The sequence below is a fragment of the Streptomyces sp. NPDC005423 genome (assembly GCF_040606415.1).
In the GTDB taxonomy this organism is placed as follows: domain Bacteria; phylum Actinomycetota; class Actinomycetes; order Streptomycetales; family Streptomycetaceae; genus Streptomyces.
Genome location: NZ_JBEXET010000068.1, coordinates 1 through 17,939, shown reverse-complemented (window position 1 = coordinate 17,939; position 17,939 = coordinate 1). Strand labels below are relative to the sequence as shown.

At 68.9% G+C, this 17,939-nt stretch carries 10 protein-coding genes and 3 pseudogenes; 9 read left to right on the top strand and 4 right to left on the bottom strand.

From position 1 onward, the window contains the following. Nucleotides 1-83 precede the first annotated feature (83 nt). Genes ABZT12_RS36975 through ABZT12_RS36965 form a run of 3 tightly spaced genes read right to left on the bottom strand, consistent with a single transcriptional unit; the run spans nt 84 to nt 3,791 of the window. Nucleotides 84-1,124 carry an ABC transporter permease gene (locus tag ABZT12_RS36975; RefSeq protein WP_356393491.1) on the bottom strand — a complete coding sequence of 347 codons (1,041 nt, stop codon included), beginning with the start codon at nt 1,122-1,124 and terminating at the stop codon, nt 84-86. After that, nucleotides 1,117-2,682, bottom strand: coding sequence for a sugar ABC transporter ATP-binding protein (locus tag ABZT12_RS36970; RefSeq protein ID WP_356393488.1), 1,566 nt, complete (start codon nt 2,680-2,682; stop codon nt 1,117-1,119). The genes ABZT12_RS36975 and ABZT12_RS36970 overlap by 8 nt, the downstream gene beginning before the upstream one ends. A gap of 47 nt (nt 2,683-2,729) precedes the next feature. After that, entirely contained in the window at nt 2,730-3,791 is a 1,062-nt protein-coding gene (locus ABZT12_RS36965; protein WP_356393485.1) for a sugar ABC transporter substrate-binding protein, read from the bottom strand. 296 nt (nt 3,792-4,087) lie between these two features. Here ABZT12_RS36965 and ABZT12_RS36960 point away from each other — a divergent pair, with 296 nt between their 5' ends. Beyond that, the gene (locus ABZT12_RS36960) at nt 4,088-4,498 is read left to right on the top strand and encodes an alpha/beta hydrolase fold domain-containing protein (protein ID WP_356393482.1); all 411 of its coding nucleotides are present in this window, start codon (nt 4,088-4,090) and stop codon (nt 4,496-4,498) included. Nucleotides 4,499-4,723: 225 nt separating this feature from the next. Continuing rightward, nucleotides 4,724-5,449, top strand: coding sequence for a hypothetical protein (locus ABZT12_RS36955; protein ID WP_356393518.1), 726 nt, complete (start codon nt 4,724-4,726; stop codon nt 5,447-5,449). 367 nt (nt 5,450-5,816) lie between these two features. Here the strand turns inward: ABZT12_RS36955 and ABZT12_RS36950 are convergent, their stop codons facing one another. Then, complete coding sequence (locus tag ABZT12_RS36950; protein WP_356393515.1) at nt 5,817-6,707, bottom strand: glutamate-cysteine ligase family protein; 891 nt, start codon at nt 6,705-6,707, stop codon at nt 5,817-5,819. Nucleotides 6,708-7,449: 742 nt separating this feature from the next. Here ABZT12_RS36950 and ABZT12_RS36945 point away from each other — a divergent pair. The 7 genes and pseudogenes from ABZT12_RS36945 to ABZT12_RS36915 form a co-directional block, all read left to right on the top strand. Then, nucleotides 7,450-8,883: pseudogene (locus ABZT12_RS36945) on the top strand (arabinofuranosidase catalytic domain-containing protein); the annotation flags it as partial. A 185-nt stretch (nt 8,884-9,068) separates the two neighbouring features. After that, the gene (locus ABZT12_RS36940) at nt 9,069-10,217 is read left to right on the top strand and encodes a ricin-type beta-trefoil lectin domain protein (RefSeq protein WP_356393479.1); all 1,149 of its coding nucleotides are present in this window, start codon (nt 9,069-9,071) and stop codon (nt 10,215-10,217) included. Between the two features lie 65 nt (nt 10,218-10,282). Next, a pseudogene (locus tag ABZT12_RS36935) lies at nt 10,283-11,734 on the top strand (endo-1,4-beta-xylanase); the annotation flags it as partial. A gap of 499 nt (nt 11,735-12,233) precedes the next feature. Then, nucleotides 12,234-12,632 (top strand): annotated as a pseudogene (locus ABZT12_RS36930) (arabinofuranosidase catalytic domain-containing protein); the annotation flags it as partial. A gap of 43 nt (nt 12,633-12,675) precedes the next feature. Continuing rightward, complete coding sequence (locus ABZT12_RS36925) at nt 12,676-14,307, top strand: ricin-type beta-trefoil lectin domain protein (RefSeq protein ID WP_356393476.1); 1,632 nt, start codon at nt 12,676-12,678, stop codon at nt 14,305-14,307. A 38-nt stretch (nt 14,308-14,345) separates the two neighbouring features. Next, complete coding sequence (locus ABZT12_RS36920; RefSeq protein ID WP_356393473.1) at nt 14,346-15,911, top strand: arabinofuranosidase catalytic domain-containing protein; 1,566 nt, start codon at nt 14,346-14,348, stop codon at nt 15,909-15,911. A gap of 69 nt (nt 15,912-15,980) precedes the next feature. Next, nucleotides 15,981-17,813: an RICIN domain-containing protein gene (locus ABZT12_RS36915; protein ID WP_356393470.1), complete on the top strand. Its 1,833-nt coding sequence runs from the start codon at nt 15,981-15,983 to the stop codon at nt 17,811-17,813. Nucleotides 17,814-17,939: the final 126 nt, after the last annotated feature.

Here is a 17,939-nt window from a genome sequence, read left to right as displayed (position 1 = left end):
CCTGTGAGGAGCAAGGGAGATCGGTCCCCTTGCGACGAGACGTGAACGCGACGGAGGCCGGGCGGCCGGTACGGCCGCCCGGGTCACTCCTGGACCTTGCCGCCGGTGATGCGGGAGATGGCGAGGGCGACCAGGATGATCAGCCCGTTGAGGGCGCCGATCCACTGGGCGGGGATGCCGGCCAGCGTGAGCACGTTCTGGATCATGAAGAGGAGCAGGATGCCGCAGAACGCGCCGAACATGGTGCCCTTGCCGCCGTTGAGGCTGATGCCTCCGATGACGGCGGCGGCAAAGACGGTGAAGATGTAGCCATTGCCCTGCGCGGAGGCGACCGAGGCCAGGCGTCCGGAGAGCATCAGCCCGGCGAGGGCGGCGAGGACACTGCCGGTGACGATGACGATCCACAGCACCCGGTCGGTACGGATGCCGGCCGCCTTCGCGGCGTCGACGTTGCCGCCGATGGCGTACAGGGAGCGGCCGAAGCTCGTCCAGCCGAGCACCACGATGGCGATCGCGAACAGGGCCAGGCAGATCCAGATGGAGGCGGGCATGCCGAACCATTCGGCGGTGCCGGTGTAGAGCATCGACTGGGGCAGCTGGAAGAAGGTCTGGCCGCCGGAGATGCCGGTGAGGAGGCCGCGCAGCACGATCAGCATGCCGAGCGTGACGATGAAGCCGTTGAGGCCGAAGCGGATGATCAGCAGCGAGTTGATCACGCCGACGAGCGCGCCCACGGCGAGGGTGATGGGGATCGACCAGGCGCCGGGGAGCAGGCCGAGTCCGTGGCCGGCACCGGCCGGGACGACCAGCCAGGCCGCGACACCGGGCGCCAGACCCATGGTGGACTCGAGGGAGAGGTCCATCTTCTTGACGATCAGGATCATCGTCTGGGCGAGGACCAGCAGGGCCATCTCGGACATGGTCTGCAGGACGTTGATGAGGTTGTCCGTCTGCAGGAAGACCGGGTTGACGATCTGGCCGACGATCGCGATGACGACGATCGCCGGGACGAGTGCCAGATCGCGCAGCCGGGCCAGCGGGATCCGGCCGCCGAGCAGTGCGGTGCGCTTCTGTCCGGGTTCCACGGCCTGGGCGGCGGTGTCCGCGAGCACGGTGTCAGGCATTGAGGTCCACTCCTTCCATCGCGGCCACGAGGTCGTGGTCGTGCCAGCCGCGGGCCATCTCGGTGGTGACCCGGCCCTGGAACATCACCAGGATCCGGTCGCACATGCGGAGGTCATCGAGTTCGTCGGAGGCGATGAGCACTCCGGTTCCCGACTCGGCGGTCTCCTCGACCTTGCCGAGGAGGAACTCCTTGGAGCGCACGTCCACCCCGGCGGTCGGGTTGATCAGAACCAGCAGGCGGGGGTCGTTGGCCAGCGCGCGGGCCATGACGACCTTCTGCTGGTTGCCGCCGGACAGGCTGGAGACGGGCAGGTCGGGTCCCGGCGTCTTGATGGCCAGGTTCTCGATCATGCCGTCGGCGAGCCGGTCTCGGCGGGCGCGGCTGAGGAAGCCGTTCTTCCCGATCCGTTTCGGTACGGACAGGGTGGCGTTGTCGGCGATCGACATGTCGGGGACGAATCCCTGGTGGTGCCGGTCCTGAGGCACGAACCCGGCGCCGGCCGTGAGTGCGGCGGGCACGCTGCCGGGGCGGGGCCGGTGTCCGGCGATCTCCAAGTTCCCGGTCGCCGCGGCGCGCAGTCCTACGACGGTCTCGGCGACCTCGGTGCGTCCGCTGGCGGCGGCTCCCGCGAGGCCGACGATCTCACCGGCACCCACCTGGAAGGTGACTCCGGTGTACGTGTCGTCGCTGCCCAGCGCGTTCACGGACAGTGCGGGTGCGGTGCTCTTGTCCAGGGTGGTGGAGCGTTCCTGCCGCAGGCCGGCGGCGGCCTCGCCGGTCATGGCGGCGACCAGTTCGGCTCGGGGCAGGTCGGTGACCGGGGCGGTCACGATGTGGCGGGCGTCGCGGAACACCGTCACCATGTCGCAGATCTCGTAGACCTCCTGCAGGTGGTGGCTGATGAAGAGAAAGGTGACGCCCTGGCGTTGCAGATCGCGGATCCGGTCGAAGAGTCGGCTGATCGCCGCCGCGTCGAGTTGCGCGGTCGGCTCGTCGAGGATGATGAACCGGGCCCCGAACGACAGTGCCCGGGCGATCTCCACGAACTGCCGCTGCTCGACGTCGAGTTCACCGGCGAGGGTCTGCGGGTCGACGTCCACCGACCAGGTCGACAGCAGTTCCTGGGCCTGGCGGCGGACGCCACTCCAGCTGATGAGCCGGTTGGGACCGTGGTGGTGTCGGTTCAGGAAGAGGTTCTCGGCGACGGACAGCGTGGGGATGATCGTCGACTTCTGGTAGACGCAGGCCACGCGCTGTCGCCAGGCGTCGCGGTCACTGAGTCGTGGTGCGGGCTCGCCTCCGAAGGTGACCGTTCCCTCATCGGGGGCGTGCAGGCCGGTCAGGACGGACACGAGGGTCGACTTGCCGGCGCCGTTGCGGCCGACGAGCGCGTGGGTCTCGCCGGGATTGATGGTGATCCGGACGCCGTTGAGGGCCACCGTGGGACCGAATCGTTTGACTATGGCCGCCGCCTCGATGACAGGCACGACCGCGGGGGCCCGCTCGTCGCCCGCCGGGGCGGGCGCGGGGTTGGCTTCTCGCTCCCCGTCGCTCATCTCAACCGCCTAGTAATGGTTAGCCGATGGGTCTCTGCGGGGGCGGGTCAGCCGAGGTTGTTGCCCCACAGCGAGGGGTCGTCGCTCTTGACGCTGGCAACACCGCCGTAGGCGGCACCGTCGGCGGTGACCAAGGGGGCGGAGAGCTGGTCCTCCAGCACTCCGTCGCGGACCTGGATGATCGTGCTGTCGTGGTCCGTCTTGCCCGGCTTGAACGTCTTCCCGTCGATCGCGGCCTTGACGTAGGAGAGGGCGTACTTGGCGTACAGGTCGGCCGGCTGGGAGACGGTGGCGTCGATCTTGCCGGCGGCCATGTCCTTGAGCTCCTCGGGGATGCCGTCGTTGGACACGACGAAGACGTGCTTCTTGTCCTTCGGCCCCACGAGCAGCCCCTTCTGCTTGAGGACCTGGAGGGTGCCGGACAGGGCGAAGCTGGATTCCATGTAGACGCCCTTGATGTCCGGGTGCGCGGTCAGGTCCGTCTGCAGCTTCTGCGCGGCCACCGCCCCGTCCCAGTTGGTGGCCTCGCCGAACACCTTGATGCCGGGGTAGTTCTTCTTTATGCAGTCGTTGAACGCCTCGGTGCGGTCACGGCCGTTGATCGAGTCGAGGCCGCCCTCCAGCATGACGATCTTGCCTTTGCCGCCGAGCTTCGTACCGAGGAACTGGCAGGCCTTCTCGCCGTACGCGCGGTTGTCGGCCCGCACCACCATGAACACCTTGCCGCTGTCGGGTCGGGTGTCGACCGTGACGACCGGGATCTTCTTCGCATTGAGCTGCGCCAGGGTCGGCGCGATGGCTGCGGTGTCCTGCGGGGCCATCGCCACACCCTTGACGCCCTGGCTGATGAACGTCTGCACGTTGGCGGTGAGCTTGGCGACGTCGTTCTGGGAGTTCGTGGTCTTCAGGGACAGGCCCAGCTGCTTCGCGGACTCGGGCGTGTACTTGATGTACGAGTTCCAGAAGTCGGTGTCTGACCGCGGGTAGTCGACGCCCACGAGAGGCTTGCCACCCGACGAAGCGGTGGTGGAGCCGCTGTTGCAGGCGCTGAGCAGCGTCAGCGCGCAGACGACGGACGCGGTGGAGCCGAGTGCGGTTCTGAGTCTCATGGCTACTTCCTCGCGCTGGTCCCGGAGCGGGGTTGTTACGCCGATGCGACAGGTGGATGTCGCCGACGGAGAGATGGGATGTTTATAGGGCGGACTCAGCTGGATGTCCAGGGGGTGCGGCGAAACTTTTGGAGGGCGCGCCAAGATGGTGCAGGTGGTGGGTTTTCGTGGAATCAGAGGGGAGGATTCATCCCATGGATGTTGCCTATCCGTGATGGGATGTCTCTCGTGTCTGAATCCTGCGTGTCGCGCACGCGGTCCTTGCCGAGGTATTAGATGTGAGTACGGGAGCCGACATGGAACCCTCGAGCACCCGTTCCCGATTGCCGGTCGAGGACGCCTACACCGCCCCGCGCTGGCTGCACGAACACGCCGGAGAACCAGGCATCGACCGAGGCCGCATCGCAGTGAAGGGCGTGAGCGCCGGAGGTGTACCAGCCGCGGCTCTGTCGATCCTCACCCGAGAGCGCGGCGGTCCGGCAAGCACCCGGCAGATCCTGCTCATGCCGATGCTCGACGACCGCGCCACCACGCCTGACCCGCACATCGAGCCGTACCTGCTGTGGCCCTACGACGCAGCCGCACCGCGTGGCCGGCGCTGCTCGGGCCGCGGCGGGCGGTCCGGACGTGCCCGCCACGGCGGCTGCCGCCCGGCTCGAAGACGTGCCAGGGGCTGCCCCCGCCCACATCGAGATCGGCCAGCTTGATGCCTTCCGCGACGAGGACGCAGCGACTTTACGTTGTCCGGACTCTGAACGATCTCGGCCATTGACTTCGAGAAGATGGAGGAGATCGGGAAGCGGGTCCACAGGGACGCCGGCCCGCTGAGCTTGGTGGCGTAGGCGTGCCGGGTCCGTGCGGGGTGTGGACTCCCGGTGTTGCGCGCAGGGCCGCACCTCCACCTGCTGCACCGGACCGCCGACGACCTGACGATGCGTGCCCTGGACCCGTCGCTGCCGGATCTGCTTGCAGAGACGAACAGCCGTTTCGGGAAGGACGTTCTCGGCTACCGGGGCGACAGTTCCCAGCTGCGCGATGCGACCGTCGCCCTGTTCACGACGATCCGAGCCGACATGGCTTTCGACGCGCTGCGCGAACTGGTCGTCGACGAGCGCCCGGACGTCGTCGTCGCGGAGATGTGGGACTACGTCGCGCCGCTGCTCGCGCGCCAACTCGACATCCCGTTGGTGACCTTCGTGCACGGTCCGGCCACCGCGATCGACGAGGTGCTGCCGTTGTCGGTCGTCGCTTGCTGCTGTCGGACGGCCCGCAGACGGCCCAGCACCAGCAGTCACCAGCAGTCCCTCAGCCACGGACTGACCCCGGCTGAGGTTGGTGCTCGCCCTTGGCCTGGGCCGGAGTCTGTTCGGTACGGTTGGCCTGTGGCGGCCCCCGGCGAGGATGCCTTGCTCCTCCGGCTGGCGCCTTCTCATCTCGGAGGCGGACATCGGGCACGGTGTTGTGGAAGCGGGGAAGTCGGGGACCGATCACGTGAGCCATCTGGAAGTCCAGCTGTAGAAGATGTTGGACGGTGTGCTGTTGTGGTTGTCTACGCACTGGGGGTCGATGCAGATGGCCCCGCCCGGACAGCCGTACGCGGGCATGCCGCTGGCGTGTGCCGAGCCCGCAGCGAAGGCTGTTCACGGCGGCTGTGGTGATGGCGAGCGCGGCAGCGCCCCGAGTGATTCCGCGCATAGGGGTGTTCCTGGGTCCGCGGCCGACTTCCGTTCGCCGGCCGCCTGTGTTCAATTTCGCGTCGTCCGGGGTGCCTGATAGGCGATCAGGTTACGGACGGTCCACGTCTGAGTGTCGGGCCGGCACGGGTCCTCCCGTCCCTCCAAGTCGGCATCAGCCCGCGACCTGAGCATTGCGCGGTCCCTCTCTAAGACGAGCATCGAAAAGATGGACACCGGGGATGCTGTTGCCTGTGGGCACGGATTCAGGGTTCGTCGCCATGTCCGCGGCGATCAGGCGCACTCGCCCGCGGGCTGGCCGGGATGGAGACCCTCTTTCCTCCTGCTGGGTTCAGGTGCGGCGGAGCGCGTCCAGATGGTCGTGGGCGGGGGACCGGCCGCGCTCGGTGTAGCGCTCGGCGAATTCGGTCAGGACATGGCGCAGGACCGCCGGGGTGCCGGGAACGGCGAGGGCGCTTTCGGCAGCGGCAAAGCAGGCGCGGGCGGCCTTGGCTAGGTCCTGGTCATCGAGTCCGGTGCGGGCCGCCCGCAGCCAGACGTCGTTGGAGGGTACGGGTCGCCGTGAGTGCCGGCAGAGTTGCTCGGTTGCCGCATAGGCGGCATCGGCTGCCGCTGTGTTGTTCAGGAGCGTCGCGGCCGGCACGGTCGGCACGACCCAGTCGTCGCCGTCCTGCGCGTCGATCATCCGCAACTCGAGCCAGCCGCGAGGTCTGACCGGCGGGAACAGAGTGCCGAGGTGGTAGTCCAGGTCGGTCAGGGTCGGCGGCCGCAGCTCCGGTACGCCCGGCAGCCAGGCTCGAAGGGTCAGGCCTGGGGCGCGGACCAGTCCCCGTCGACATCGTCGGGTATGCACATCACCTGTGCACTGCCTACGCGGGAAGTCCGTCGCGTGTTGTGTGTGGCTTCGGCGGTCGCCACCATCACGGGGCCACTGGACATGTACGTCGCACGGTGCCACCCGCGCGGTATCAGGATGCGCCGCCAGGCCTGAAGAAGTCACGGTCCTGGGTGGCGAAGAGTGACTTCTCGGAGGAGAGCGGTCCTCGTGCCAGGGTCGAACTCCTCGAACGGCATGCCGAGGCCGACGCCGTCCTCGCCGCGCCGGACGCCACGGGGAGGGCCGGATGGTGGCTGACCGTCGAGGTGCCTGGCGGCCCAGCAACCGATGACGGAGAAGTCGCACGGTTTCGGACAGCGGCAGGACGTGCAATCTCCCCTTCATCGGGTTGGGGCTGCGGGCCCGTTTCACGTCTCACGACGTTACGAGCACAGGGCGAACCGATTCGACGCAAGCGATTCGACGGGATTTCACGTCCGGCGTTGCGCAGACCAGTCGCGTACTGCGAAGCGCAAACGGCGCCAATCCCCGTTCAGGGGAATCTGCTTCGGCGAGTGGCCTTCGCTCCGGTGCTCCGTCATCTGGGTGCAGTCGGAGACATTCCTGGTCAGTGACCTGATGAAGGGTCATCCGTAGGTTCGGTGGCCGGCCGTCGGCGGCACTGGCGCGGCCCCAGCACCATGGCGGCAGTAGGTCGGGCCGCGGCTCGGGCCCGTTCCATCGCAACTTTTCGTGCTTCCCAAGAGCTTGCGAACCGCGGCAATCAGCAGTCGAATCGATTCCGCAACAAGCACCGCAGGAAGGGTCTCCCCACCCTTGCCACCCTGCGAGACCTTTCACGCCGTCATCCCCGATGTGTCTCGGCAATCCCACTGCACAACGGCACGTTGAGGCGCTTCGGCATGTGTCACCGCCACCACCGCAACCAGACCGGGTTGCACCGGCACGGTAGGGAGTCCAGATGGGAACCACACGTACAAGACGGCGTCTGCTGCCCAGGCGCGACAGCGTCGAGCGGTTACTCGCGGCGGTACGCCACCGTGGCGCGCCCCGAAACGCGTCGCCTCGGACACATCTCCCTCCGTCGGCGGGCCCGGCCCGTTCCCGGTGGAAGACGTTCGCCCGGGCGGGGGCCGCAGCCGCGCTCGTCGCCGGCGCTCTCGCTGGCGCGACGGCCACGGCCGGCACAGCTCGGGCCGCCACGTCCGGGCCCTGTGACATCTACGCGGCAGGCGGCACGCCCTGTGTGGCGGCGCACAGCACCACACGAGCGCTCTACACCTCGTACAACGGGCCGCTGTACCAGGTCCGGCGCGCCTCCGACAGCTCCACCCGTGACATCGGGGTTCTGAGCGCGGGCGGGTACGCCGACGCCGCCGCCCAGGACTCGTTCTGCTCGGGGACGTCCTGCCTGATCACGGTCATCTACGACCAGTCCGGCCGCAACAACAACCTCACCCAGGCACCCGGCGGCGGTGCCGCGGGCGGCCCCGACAACCTCGCGAACGCAACCGCCGCGCCCACCACAGTGGGCGGACACAAGGCCTACGGCGTCTTCGTGGCACCCGGTACGGGTTACCGGAACAACCACACGAACGGCATCGCCACCGGGGACAACGCCGAGGGCATGTACGCGATCTTCGACGGCACGCACTACAACGGCGGCTGCTGCTTCGACTACGGCAACGCCGAGACGGACAGCAACGACGACGGCAACGGCACGATGGAGGCCATCTACTTCGGCAACATCAAGGTGTGGGGCTACGGTTCGGGCAACGGTCCATGGATCATGGCCGACCTGGAGAACGGGCTCTTCTCCGGGGCGAACCAGCATTACAACGCCAACGACCCCACCATCAACTACCGCTACACCACCGCCATCATCAAGGGTGGCCCGAACCACTGGGCGATCCGTGGCGGCAACGCGCAGTCCGGCGGCCTGTCCACGTTCTACGACGGAGTACGCCCCAACGTCTCGGGATACAACCCGATGCGCAAGCAGGGCGCCATCATCCTGGGCACCGGCGGCGACAACAGCAAGGGTGCCCAAGGCACCTTTTACGAAGGCGTGATGACCTCCGGCTACCCGTCGGACGCCACGGAGAACGCGGTCCAGGCCAACATCACCGCGGTCGGGTACGGCAACTCCGCAGGGGGCGGAACGAGTACCGGCGCGCTGCACGCGGTGGGCGCGGGCAAGTGCCTGGACGTGCCGAACTCCTCCACCACGGCCGGTACACAACTGCAGATCTGGGACTGCAGCGGCGGCGCCAACCAGACGTGGACCCGCACCTCCTCGGGCCAGCTGACCGTGTACAGCGGCAGCAGCCAGATGTGTCTGGACGCGTACGACAACCAGACGTCCGCCGGCACCAAGGTGGTGACCTGGCCGTGCAACGGGGGTGCCAACCAGCAGTGGCAGGTGAACGCGGACGGCACCGTCACCGGCGTCCAGTCCGGGCTGTGCCTCGACGTCACCGGCGCTTCCACGGCCAACGGCGCCCTGGCAGAACTCTGGCCGTGCAACGGCGGCTCCAACCAGCGTTGGAGCCTCAACTGACCTGAAGGGCTCCGGTCTGCGGCCGGCCCACCACCGGCCGCGGGCCACTCGTCACCGGATGCGGACACCGGCCCCTGGCCCTGCAGGAGCGCGGCCGGCACCCACCGGGACTTGATCCCCCGCTGACCGTTCGATTCGTGTGCTCGTTCTCCCCACCCACTGTCCCGCACCAGTGAGGAACGCTCATGAAGAAGTGCTCGGTATCCCTTGCTGCCGCGCTGACGGCCGCGCTCGCCATCGGCGCGGCACCACCCGCGGCGTCCGCCACCGCCACCGGGGCGCCGCCCTCCGCCGAAGGCGCCGCCGCCGCGCCCGCCCCCCTGCGGCTGATGCCGCTGGGCGACTCGATCACCTGGGGCGTCGGCAGCCCGTCCGGGAACAGCTACCGCGGTTTCCTGGCGAACCAGCTGTCGGCCGAGGGGCATGCTCTGGACTTCGTCGGCTCGGGCCGCAACGGCACCCTGCCCGACCCGGACAACGAAGGCCACTCCGGCTGGCGGATCGACCAGATCGCCGGCATCGCCGACGCCGTGCTGGCTGGTTACCGCCCCAACGTGGTCACCCTGGAGATCGGCACCAATGACCTGAACGGCAGCTACCAGGTCCCGACCGCCCCCGACCGGCTCCGCGCGCTCATCGACCAGATCACCCGCGATGCCCCTGACGCGACCGTCCTCGTCGGCACCGTGATCGTCTCCACCAGCGGCACCGAGGAGGCGGTCCGTCCCGCGTTCAACGCCAAGCTCCCCGGAATCGTGCAGGCCGAGCAGACCGCCGGCAAACATGTACGGCTGGTGGACATGAACGCTCTGACCACCGCGGATCTCTCCGACGCCCTGCACCCCAACGACAACGGCTTCCGCAAGATGGCGGACGCCTTCAACGCGGGCGTCCAGGCCGCGGACGCGGCCGGCTGGATCAAGCCGCCGGCATCGGCGGGTGGTGAGGTGCGCTCCGGCATCGCGGGCAAGTGCCTCGACGTCGACAACGGCAGCACCGTCAACGGGACCGCCGCGGACATCGCGGCATGCAACGGCTCCGACGGACAGCAGTGGTCCGCGCTCTCCGACGGCACGCTGCGGGCACTCGGCAAGTGCCTCGACGCAACGGGCCGCGGTACCGCCAACGGCACGAGGATCGAGATCTGGGACTGCAACGGCGGCGGCAACCAGCTATGGCAGGCGTACAACGGTGGCTACCGCAACCCTGCCTCCGGCCGCTGCCTCGACGACCCCGGCTCGTCCACCACCGACGGAACGCAACTGGTCCTGTGGGACTGCAACGGCGGCGCCAACCAGCAGTGGACCGCGCTGCCGGTCGCCCCGCCCCAGTGACCCCACTCGGCCGGGGCACCGACTCCCGGCCGGTGCCATCCCCCACACAAGGAGACTGATCCCTCATGTCCTGGCTCAACGAAGAACCCCGTCCGCGCAAGATCCTGGCCCTGGCAGCCGTACTGGCAGCCGGCACGGCACTGGCTCTGGCCGGCCCTGCCAACCCCGCCGCGCACGCAGCTTCCGGCACGCTGGGGGCGTCAGCGGCCGACAGCGGCCGCTACTTCGGAACGGCCGTGGCCGCCGGGAAGCTCGGTGACGCGACCTACTCGGGGATCCTGGACCGCGAGTTCAACATGATCACGCCCGAGAACGAGATGAAGTGGGACACCACCGAACCCTCCCGCGGCAACTTCAACTTCGGCCCCGCCGACCAGATCGTCAACCATGCCACCGCCCACGGACAGCGGATGCGCGGCCACACCCTCGTCTGGCACTCCCAACTGCCCGGCTGGGTCAGCTCCATCACCGACGCGAACACCCTGCGCACGGTGATGGACAACCACATCACCACCGAGATGACCCACTTCAAGGGCAAGATCTACGCCTGGGACGTGGTCAACGAGGCGTTCGCGGACGGCAGCAGCCAGCACCGCAGCTCGGTGTTCCAGAACGTGCTGGGCAACGGCTTCATCGAAGAGGCCTTCCGCACCGCCCGGGCCGCCGACCCGTCGGCAAAGCTCTGCTACAACGACTACAACATCGAGAACTGGTCGGACGCCAAGACCCAGGGTGTCTACGCCATGGTGCGCGACTTCAAGTCCCGTGGTGTGCCCATCGACTGCGTCGGCTTCCAGTCCCACTTCGGCACCGGCGGCCCACCGTCGAGCTTCCAGACCACCCTGTCGAACTTCGCCGCGCTCGGCGTCGACGTACAGATCACCGAACTGGACATCGCGCAGGCACCCTCCACGGCGTACGCGAACACCGTCAAAGCCTGTATGAACGTGGCCCGCTGCACCGGCATCACCGTCTGGGGCATCCGGGACAGCGACTCCTGGCGGAGCGGGGACAACCCGCTGCTGTTCGACGGCGGAGGCAACAAGAAGCCGGCCTACGGCTCGGTCCTGAGCGCCCTGGGCGGCGGTGGGGGCGGCAACCCGGGCGGCATCGTTCCGGGGACGGTGTACTCCTTGACCGACGTCGCCGCGGGCCGGGCGCTGGACGTGCCGGGCGGGCAGACGGCCAACGGCACGACCCTGCAGGTCTGGGACGCCAACGGCGCCGCGAACCAGCAGTGGCGGGCGAGCCAGAACACCGACGGTTCGTTCACGCTGACGAATGTCGGCAGCGGGCGGGTTCTCGACGAGCCGGGCGGTCAGACGGGCAACGGCACACGGATGGAGATCTGGGACGCCAACGGCGGTGCCAACCAGCACTGGCGGGCGAGCCGGAACGGCGACGGCTCGTACACCCTGACCAACGTCGCCTCCGGCAGGGCGCTGGAAGTGCCCGCAGGGCAGACCGCCAACGGAAGTCCCGTCGAGGTGTGGGACGCCAACGGCGGCGCCCATCAGCACTGGAATCTCGGGTGAGGTGATCGGCGCGAGGTAGGCCGGAAGGCGACAACCCGCGCTCGGTACCGCAGCGGTCGCCGGGCGCGGGTTCAGGCATGCCCTCATGCGGTCCCATTATGAGCCAGACATGGGATGTATCGAGCGATGAGTTCCCAAGTACCTTCTATTGACAGGGCATTGAGCCTGTGGGATCACTATGCGACATGGGATGTATGCGTGTTCCCTGTGAGTGCTCTCGGGCACGCTGACGGGAGCGGTCGACACCCCTCACGCACCTTCTCGGACAGGCACAGCACTCTCCGTCCCCTTTCCCCCGTCCATGCGAGGACACAGAATGCAGCCTCCATCCGCTCCGCCCTGTCGCCCCACCGCTCCTGCGTCGCGCCCGTCCGCGGCGGCCGCCGTGATCGTGACGGGACTGCTGGCCATGCTGCTGGTGACCGGGCCGACATGGTCTGCGCCGGCGTCGGCGGCACCTGTGGTGAGTTCGGCGCCCCAGGGGTCCGGTCCGTGCGACATCTACGCCGCAGGCGGTACCCCGTGCGTCGCCGCGCACAGCACGGTGCGTGCCCTCTACCGCTCGTACAACGGCCCTCTGTACCAGGTGAGGCGAGCCTCGGACAGCGCGACCCGGGACATCGGCGTGCAGGCACCCGGCGGCTTCGCGGACGCCGCGGCCCAGGACGCCCTGTGGGACGGCGCGCTGCCCGGCGGATACAGCCCCATGAGGAAACAAGGGGCCATCGTCCTGGGCAGCGGCGGCGACTGCTGCAAGCCCGGCGGCGGCGCCAACCTGAGCGCCGGCACCTTCTACGAGGGAGCCGTCGTCGCAGGCTATCCCTCCGACGCGACCGACAACGCGGTGCAGGCCAACGTCACCGCCGCCGACTATCGCTGACCGCCCGTCAGTTTCCCCGACCCGGTCCAGGAGTAGATGCCCCATGCCCACGACCAATCCGCTGCCCCCGCTGCTGTCCCTGCGCAGAACCCTGGCGCTCACCCTCTCCGCCGTGCTGCTCGCCGTGGCCGCACCCCTGATCGCCCTCGGTACGGCACCACCCGCAGCCGCCCTCGGCAACGGACTCGCGCCGACCCCGCAGATGGGCTTCAACGACTGGAACGCCTACGGCTGCGACGTCTCCGAGGCGCTGATCAAGTCCACAGCCCAGGCGATGCACACCAACGGCATGCAGGCGGCGGGCTATTCGTACGTCAACATCGACGACTGCTGGATGACCCACAGCCGCGACTCCGGCGGTCACCTGGTGCCGGACCCGGCGAAGTTCCCCGACGGCATCAAGGGCACCGCCGACTACGTCCACTCGTTGGGCCTGAAGCTGGGGATCTACGAGGACGCGGGCACCGCCACCTGCGCGGGATACCCGGGCAGCCTCGGCCACGAGAGCACCGACGCGCAGTCGTTCGCGTCGTGGGGCGTGGACTACCTGAAGTACGACAACTGCAACAACACCGGCGTACCGGCACGGACCCGCTACACCGCGATGCGGGACGCGCTCGCGGCCACCGGCCGGCCGATCCTGTACAGCCTGTGCAACTGGGGCCAGGAGAACGTGTGGACCTGGGGCGCCGACGTGGGCAACAGCTGGCGCACCACGGGAGACATCAGCCCGACCTTCTCCAGCATGCTGTCGATCTTCCACAGCAATGTGGGGCTGGCCTCCTACGCCGGACCCGGCCACTGGAACGACCCGGACATGCTGGAGGTCGGCAACGGCTCGATGACGGCCACCGAGAACCGCAGCGAGTTCAGCCTCTGGGCGGAGATGGCCGCGCCGCTCATCGCCGGCACCAACATCCCCCAGGCGAGCGCCTCCACCCTGTCCACGCTGACCAACTCCCGCGTGATCGCGGTCGACCAGGACCTCCTCGGCAAGCAGGGCACCATGGTGTCGTCCGCCGGCGGCCTGGACGTGCTGGCCAAGCCGCTCGCGAACGGGGACGTGTCGGTCGCGTTGTTCAATGAGACGGGCTCCACGGCGACCATCACCACCACCGCGGCCGCGATCGGGAAGACCGGGGCGTCCGCCTACACCCTCACCGACCTGTGGTCGGGCGGGTCCTCGACCACCTCCGGCACCATCAGCGCCTCGGTACCGGCCCACGGCACGGTCATGTACCGCGTAGCGGGCGGCACCAGCGGCGGCGGAGGCACCGGCGTGACAGGAGAACTGCACGCGGTCGGCGCCGGCAAGTGCCTGGACGTACCCAACTCCACCACGACCGCAGGCACCCAGGTGGAGATCTGGACCTGCAACGGCGGCGCCAACCAGACCTGGACGCACACCGCGTCCGGCCGGCTCACCGTCTACTCCGGCAGCGCCCAGACGTGCCTGGACGCCTACGACAACCAGACCACGCCGGGGACGAAGGTGGAGATCTGGCCGTGCAACGGCCAGAGCAACCAGGAGTGGACGCTGAACTCCAACGGCACGATCACCGGCGTGCAGTCCGGCCTGTGCCTGAACGTCACCGGCGGGGCCACGGCTGACGGAACCCTCGCCGAGCTGTGGACCTGCAACGGGAGCAGCGGCCAGCAGTGGACGCTGGGCTGACTCCCTCTGCCCCTCGCACCGCCACGGAGGAGGACTCCTTGCCCGGATCAACAGCCGACCACCGGCGAAGGCGCTTCCCGGCCGGGTTCCTGGTCGCCCCGTTCCCGATCGCCTCGTTCCTCACCGCCCTGGCGATGGCCCTCGCCGCGTGGGGCACCCCGGCCTTCGCCACGTCCCCGCCGACCGGCACCACCAGCGCCCTACACGACTCGACCCACGGCCCCGCGGCCGCCGCGTCGCTGCCGTGCGACACCTATGCCGCCGGCGGCACGCCGTGCGTGACGGCCCACTCCACGACCAGGGCGCTCTTCGCGGCGTACGACGGACCGCTATACCAGATCCAGCGGTCCTCCGACCACGCCTACCGCGACATCGGGCTGCTCGCCCCAGGCGGGTACGCCGACGCCGCCTCCCAGGTGTCGTTCTGCGCTGGCACCTCGTGCACGATCACGAAGATCTACGACCAGACCACCCGCCACAACGACCTGCCGATCTCCTGGGGCGGCTACTGGAAAGGGCCCGGTCCGAGCGGATCCGACGTGGGAGCCGACGCCATGGCCCTGCCGGTGACCGCGGGCGGCCACCAGGTCTTCGGTGTCAAGGTCACCCCCGGTGTCGGTTACCGCATCGACCACGCGAGCGGCGTCGCCACCGGCTCCCAGCCCGAAGGCATCTACATGGTGACCTCGTCGAACTTCACCAACCAGTGGTGCTGCTTCGACTACGGCAGCGGCGAGAACACCCACACCGACACCGGCAACGCCACCATGAACGCCATCTACTGGGGCAACGCCTGCTGGTTCGGCGGCTGCACCGGCAGCGGCCCGTGGGTCGAGGCCGACCTGGAGAACGGCATGTTCCACACCAACACCGGCTCCAACAAGGACCCGAACAACCAGGGCGTGCACCACCCGTTCGTCAGCGCGTGGCTGAAGAACAACGGCACCAGCAACTTCACCCTCAAGTACGGCGACGGTACAAGCGGTGGACTGACCACCACCTTCTCCGGCCCCCTGCCCAACGGATACTCACCGATGAAGGTCGACAACTCCGTCCTCCTTGGCACCGGCGGCGACAACAGTGTCTCGGGACAGGGCGAGTTCTTCGAGGGCGCGATGACGGCGGGTTACCCCTCCGACGCCACCGAGAACGCCGTCCAGGCCGGCATCACCGCCGCGGGGTACGGGACGACGGGCGGCGGGGGCGGCACCACCGGTGCGCTGCACGCGGTGGGCGCGGGCAAGTGCCTGGAGGTACCGAGCAGTTCGACGACGCCGGGCACCCAGACGCAGATCCGGGACTGCTCCGGCGGGGCCAACCAGACCTGGTCCGAGAGCACCTCCGGTGAGCTGACCGTCTCCCTCGCAGGGAGCCGCCTGTGCCTGGACGCCTCCGGGCAGGGCACCAGCCCCGGCACGAAGGTCATCACCTGGACCTGCAACGGCCAGAGCAACCAGCAATGGACGCTCAACGCCAACGGCACCGTCACCAGCGCCCAGTCCGGGCTCTGCCTTGACGTGTCGGGCGCCGCCACCGCCAACGGAACCCCCGTACAGCTGTGGACCTGCAACGGCCAGCCCAACCAGAAATGGACGCTGAGCTGACCCGGTGAGCCAACGCGCCCGACTCCGGGGCGGGGGCATCGCGCCGCCGCCCCGACTCAGGAGGATCGGATGAGGATGACAGCGAGACCCGGCATTGCGGCCCTGGTGACCGGCATCGTCATGACACTCGTGCTGGCGCTCGTCACGACGGCGCCGAGCCAGGCCGCCTCGGGCACGTCGCTGAGCGTCGACCTGGCCTCGCCCCGGGGACCGTCGACCGGCGTGGGGGAGGGGTTCCTCTACGGCATCAGCCAGGACGGCACCCAGCCCGTCGACCAGTTCCTGCAGCCGCTGGGGATCAACGCGTTCCGCGGCGGCGGATGGTTCTCCGGCGGTTGGATCAGGGACGGCTACCAGTATGGTTCGGCGACCCGGGCCGACCTCGACTCGATCACCGCGCAGGCCCGGCGGCTCACCCGGCCGCCGTACCACGCGCAGTACCAGGTGCTGGTCAGCGACATCTACGGCGCCAACGGCGGCCAGCCCTCGGACACCAGGTATCCGTGCGACAACGGCGACTGCTCGAGCTGGATCAGCTTCATCGACGCCACGGTGGGGGCCCTGCAGGCGTCGGGGCTCACGTTCTCCTACGACATCTGGAACGAGCCGGACATCTCCGTGTTCTGGACCCGGGGCGTCAACAGCGCGCAGTACTTCCGGATGTGGGACACCGCCTACCGGGAGATCCGCCGCATCGCCCCCGGGGCGCAGATCGTGGGCCCGTCCCTCGCCTTCACCCCGCAGCACAACCCGGGGGAGTGGCAGACCTGGCTCGCACACGTGAAGGCCGCCGGCACCGTCCCCGACATGATCAGCAACCACAACGAGGGTGACGTCGACGACCCCGTCACCGTCGCCCAGAGTCTGCGCAACGCCCTGAGCTCGGCGGGCATCGGCCCGCTGCCGCTGTCCTCGAACGAGTACCAGCCCGCCGACCGGCAGACCGCCGGTGTGACGGCCTGGTACCTGGCGCGGCTCGCGCAGTCCGGATACACCAACGCCATGCGCGGCAACTGGGTGTGCTGCGTCACGCCGAACCTGACGGGAGTGCTCACCCAGAGCGGGGGCACCTGGCAGCCGACCGGCAACTGGTGGGCGCTTCGGGACTACGCCGACATGACGGGAACCCTCGTCGGCACCTCCGGGCAGGTCGGCTCCACGGCCGTAGCCGCCTCCGAGGACTCCGCCGCCAAACGCGCCGTGGCGCTCATCGGCGACTCCAACGGGTACGCTGGCGCCGCGTCCGTGACCTTCGACGGACTGTCCTCCGTGTCCTGGCTGACGAATGCGGGCAGCGTCCGCGTCACCGTGCACCGCATCCCGGACCAGGCACCGCTCGGTGCGCCGCAGACCGTGTACGACCAGAACGTGAGCGCATCCGGTGGCTCGCTCACCGTGCCGCTCACCTTCCAGGGTGCGCACGACGCGTTCGCCGTCTATCTCACCCCGGCCTCCTCCGGCGCCACGGGCTTTCCGGACGGCTACCACCCACTCGTCGTCGCCGATGACAACCTGTGCCTGGACGTCTACGGCAACTCCACCGCGGCGGGCGCCGTGGTCGACCAGTGGCCCTGCAACGGGCAGGACAACCAGCGGTTCCTGTTCGTGCCGGCCGCCGACGGCTACGGCGAACTGCGCGCCCAGCACTCCGGCCAGGACGTGGCGGTCGCGGGCAGCTCCACGACGGCCGGCACCCCGGACATCGTGCAGCAGGCCCCCGGCACCGCCGCCAACGCCCTCTGGCTGCCCGTGCGCCAGTCCGACGGCTCCTACGCCTTCCAGAATCGCAACAGCGGCCTGTGCCTGGACGTCTACGGCGCCGGCAGCACCCCGGGACAGCAATTGGACCAGTGGCAGTGCAAGAACGCCCCGGGCACCAACCAGGACTTCGTCGTCCGCTGATACCGCACCCGACGCGGACTCCACCGACCTGCGAAAGGATTCCCAATGGAGTTGTCAACCCATGTTGGTGACTTGCTGTGAGCGTGTCAGCTCAGCGCGACGGGGGTCTGCGGTGCTGTGAGCTCG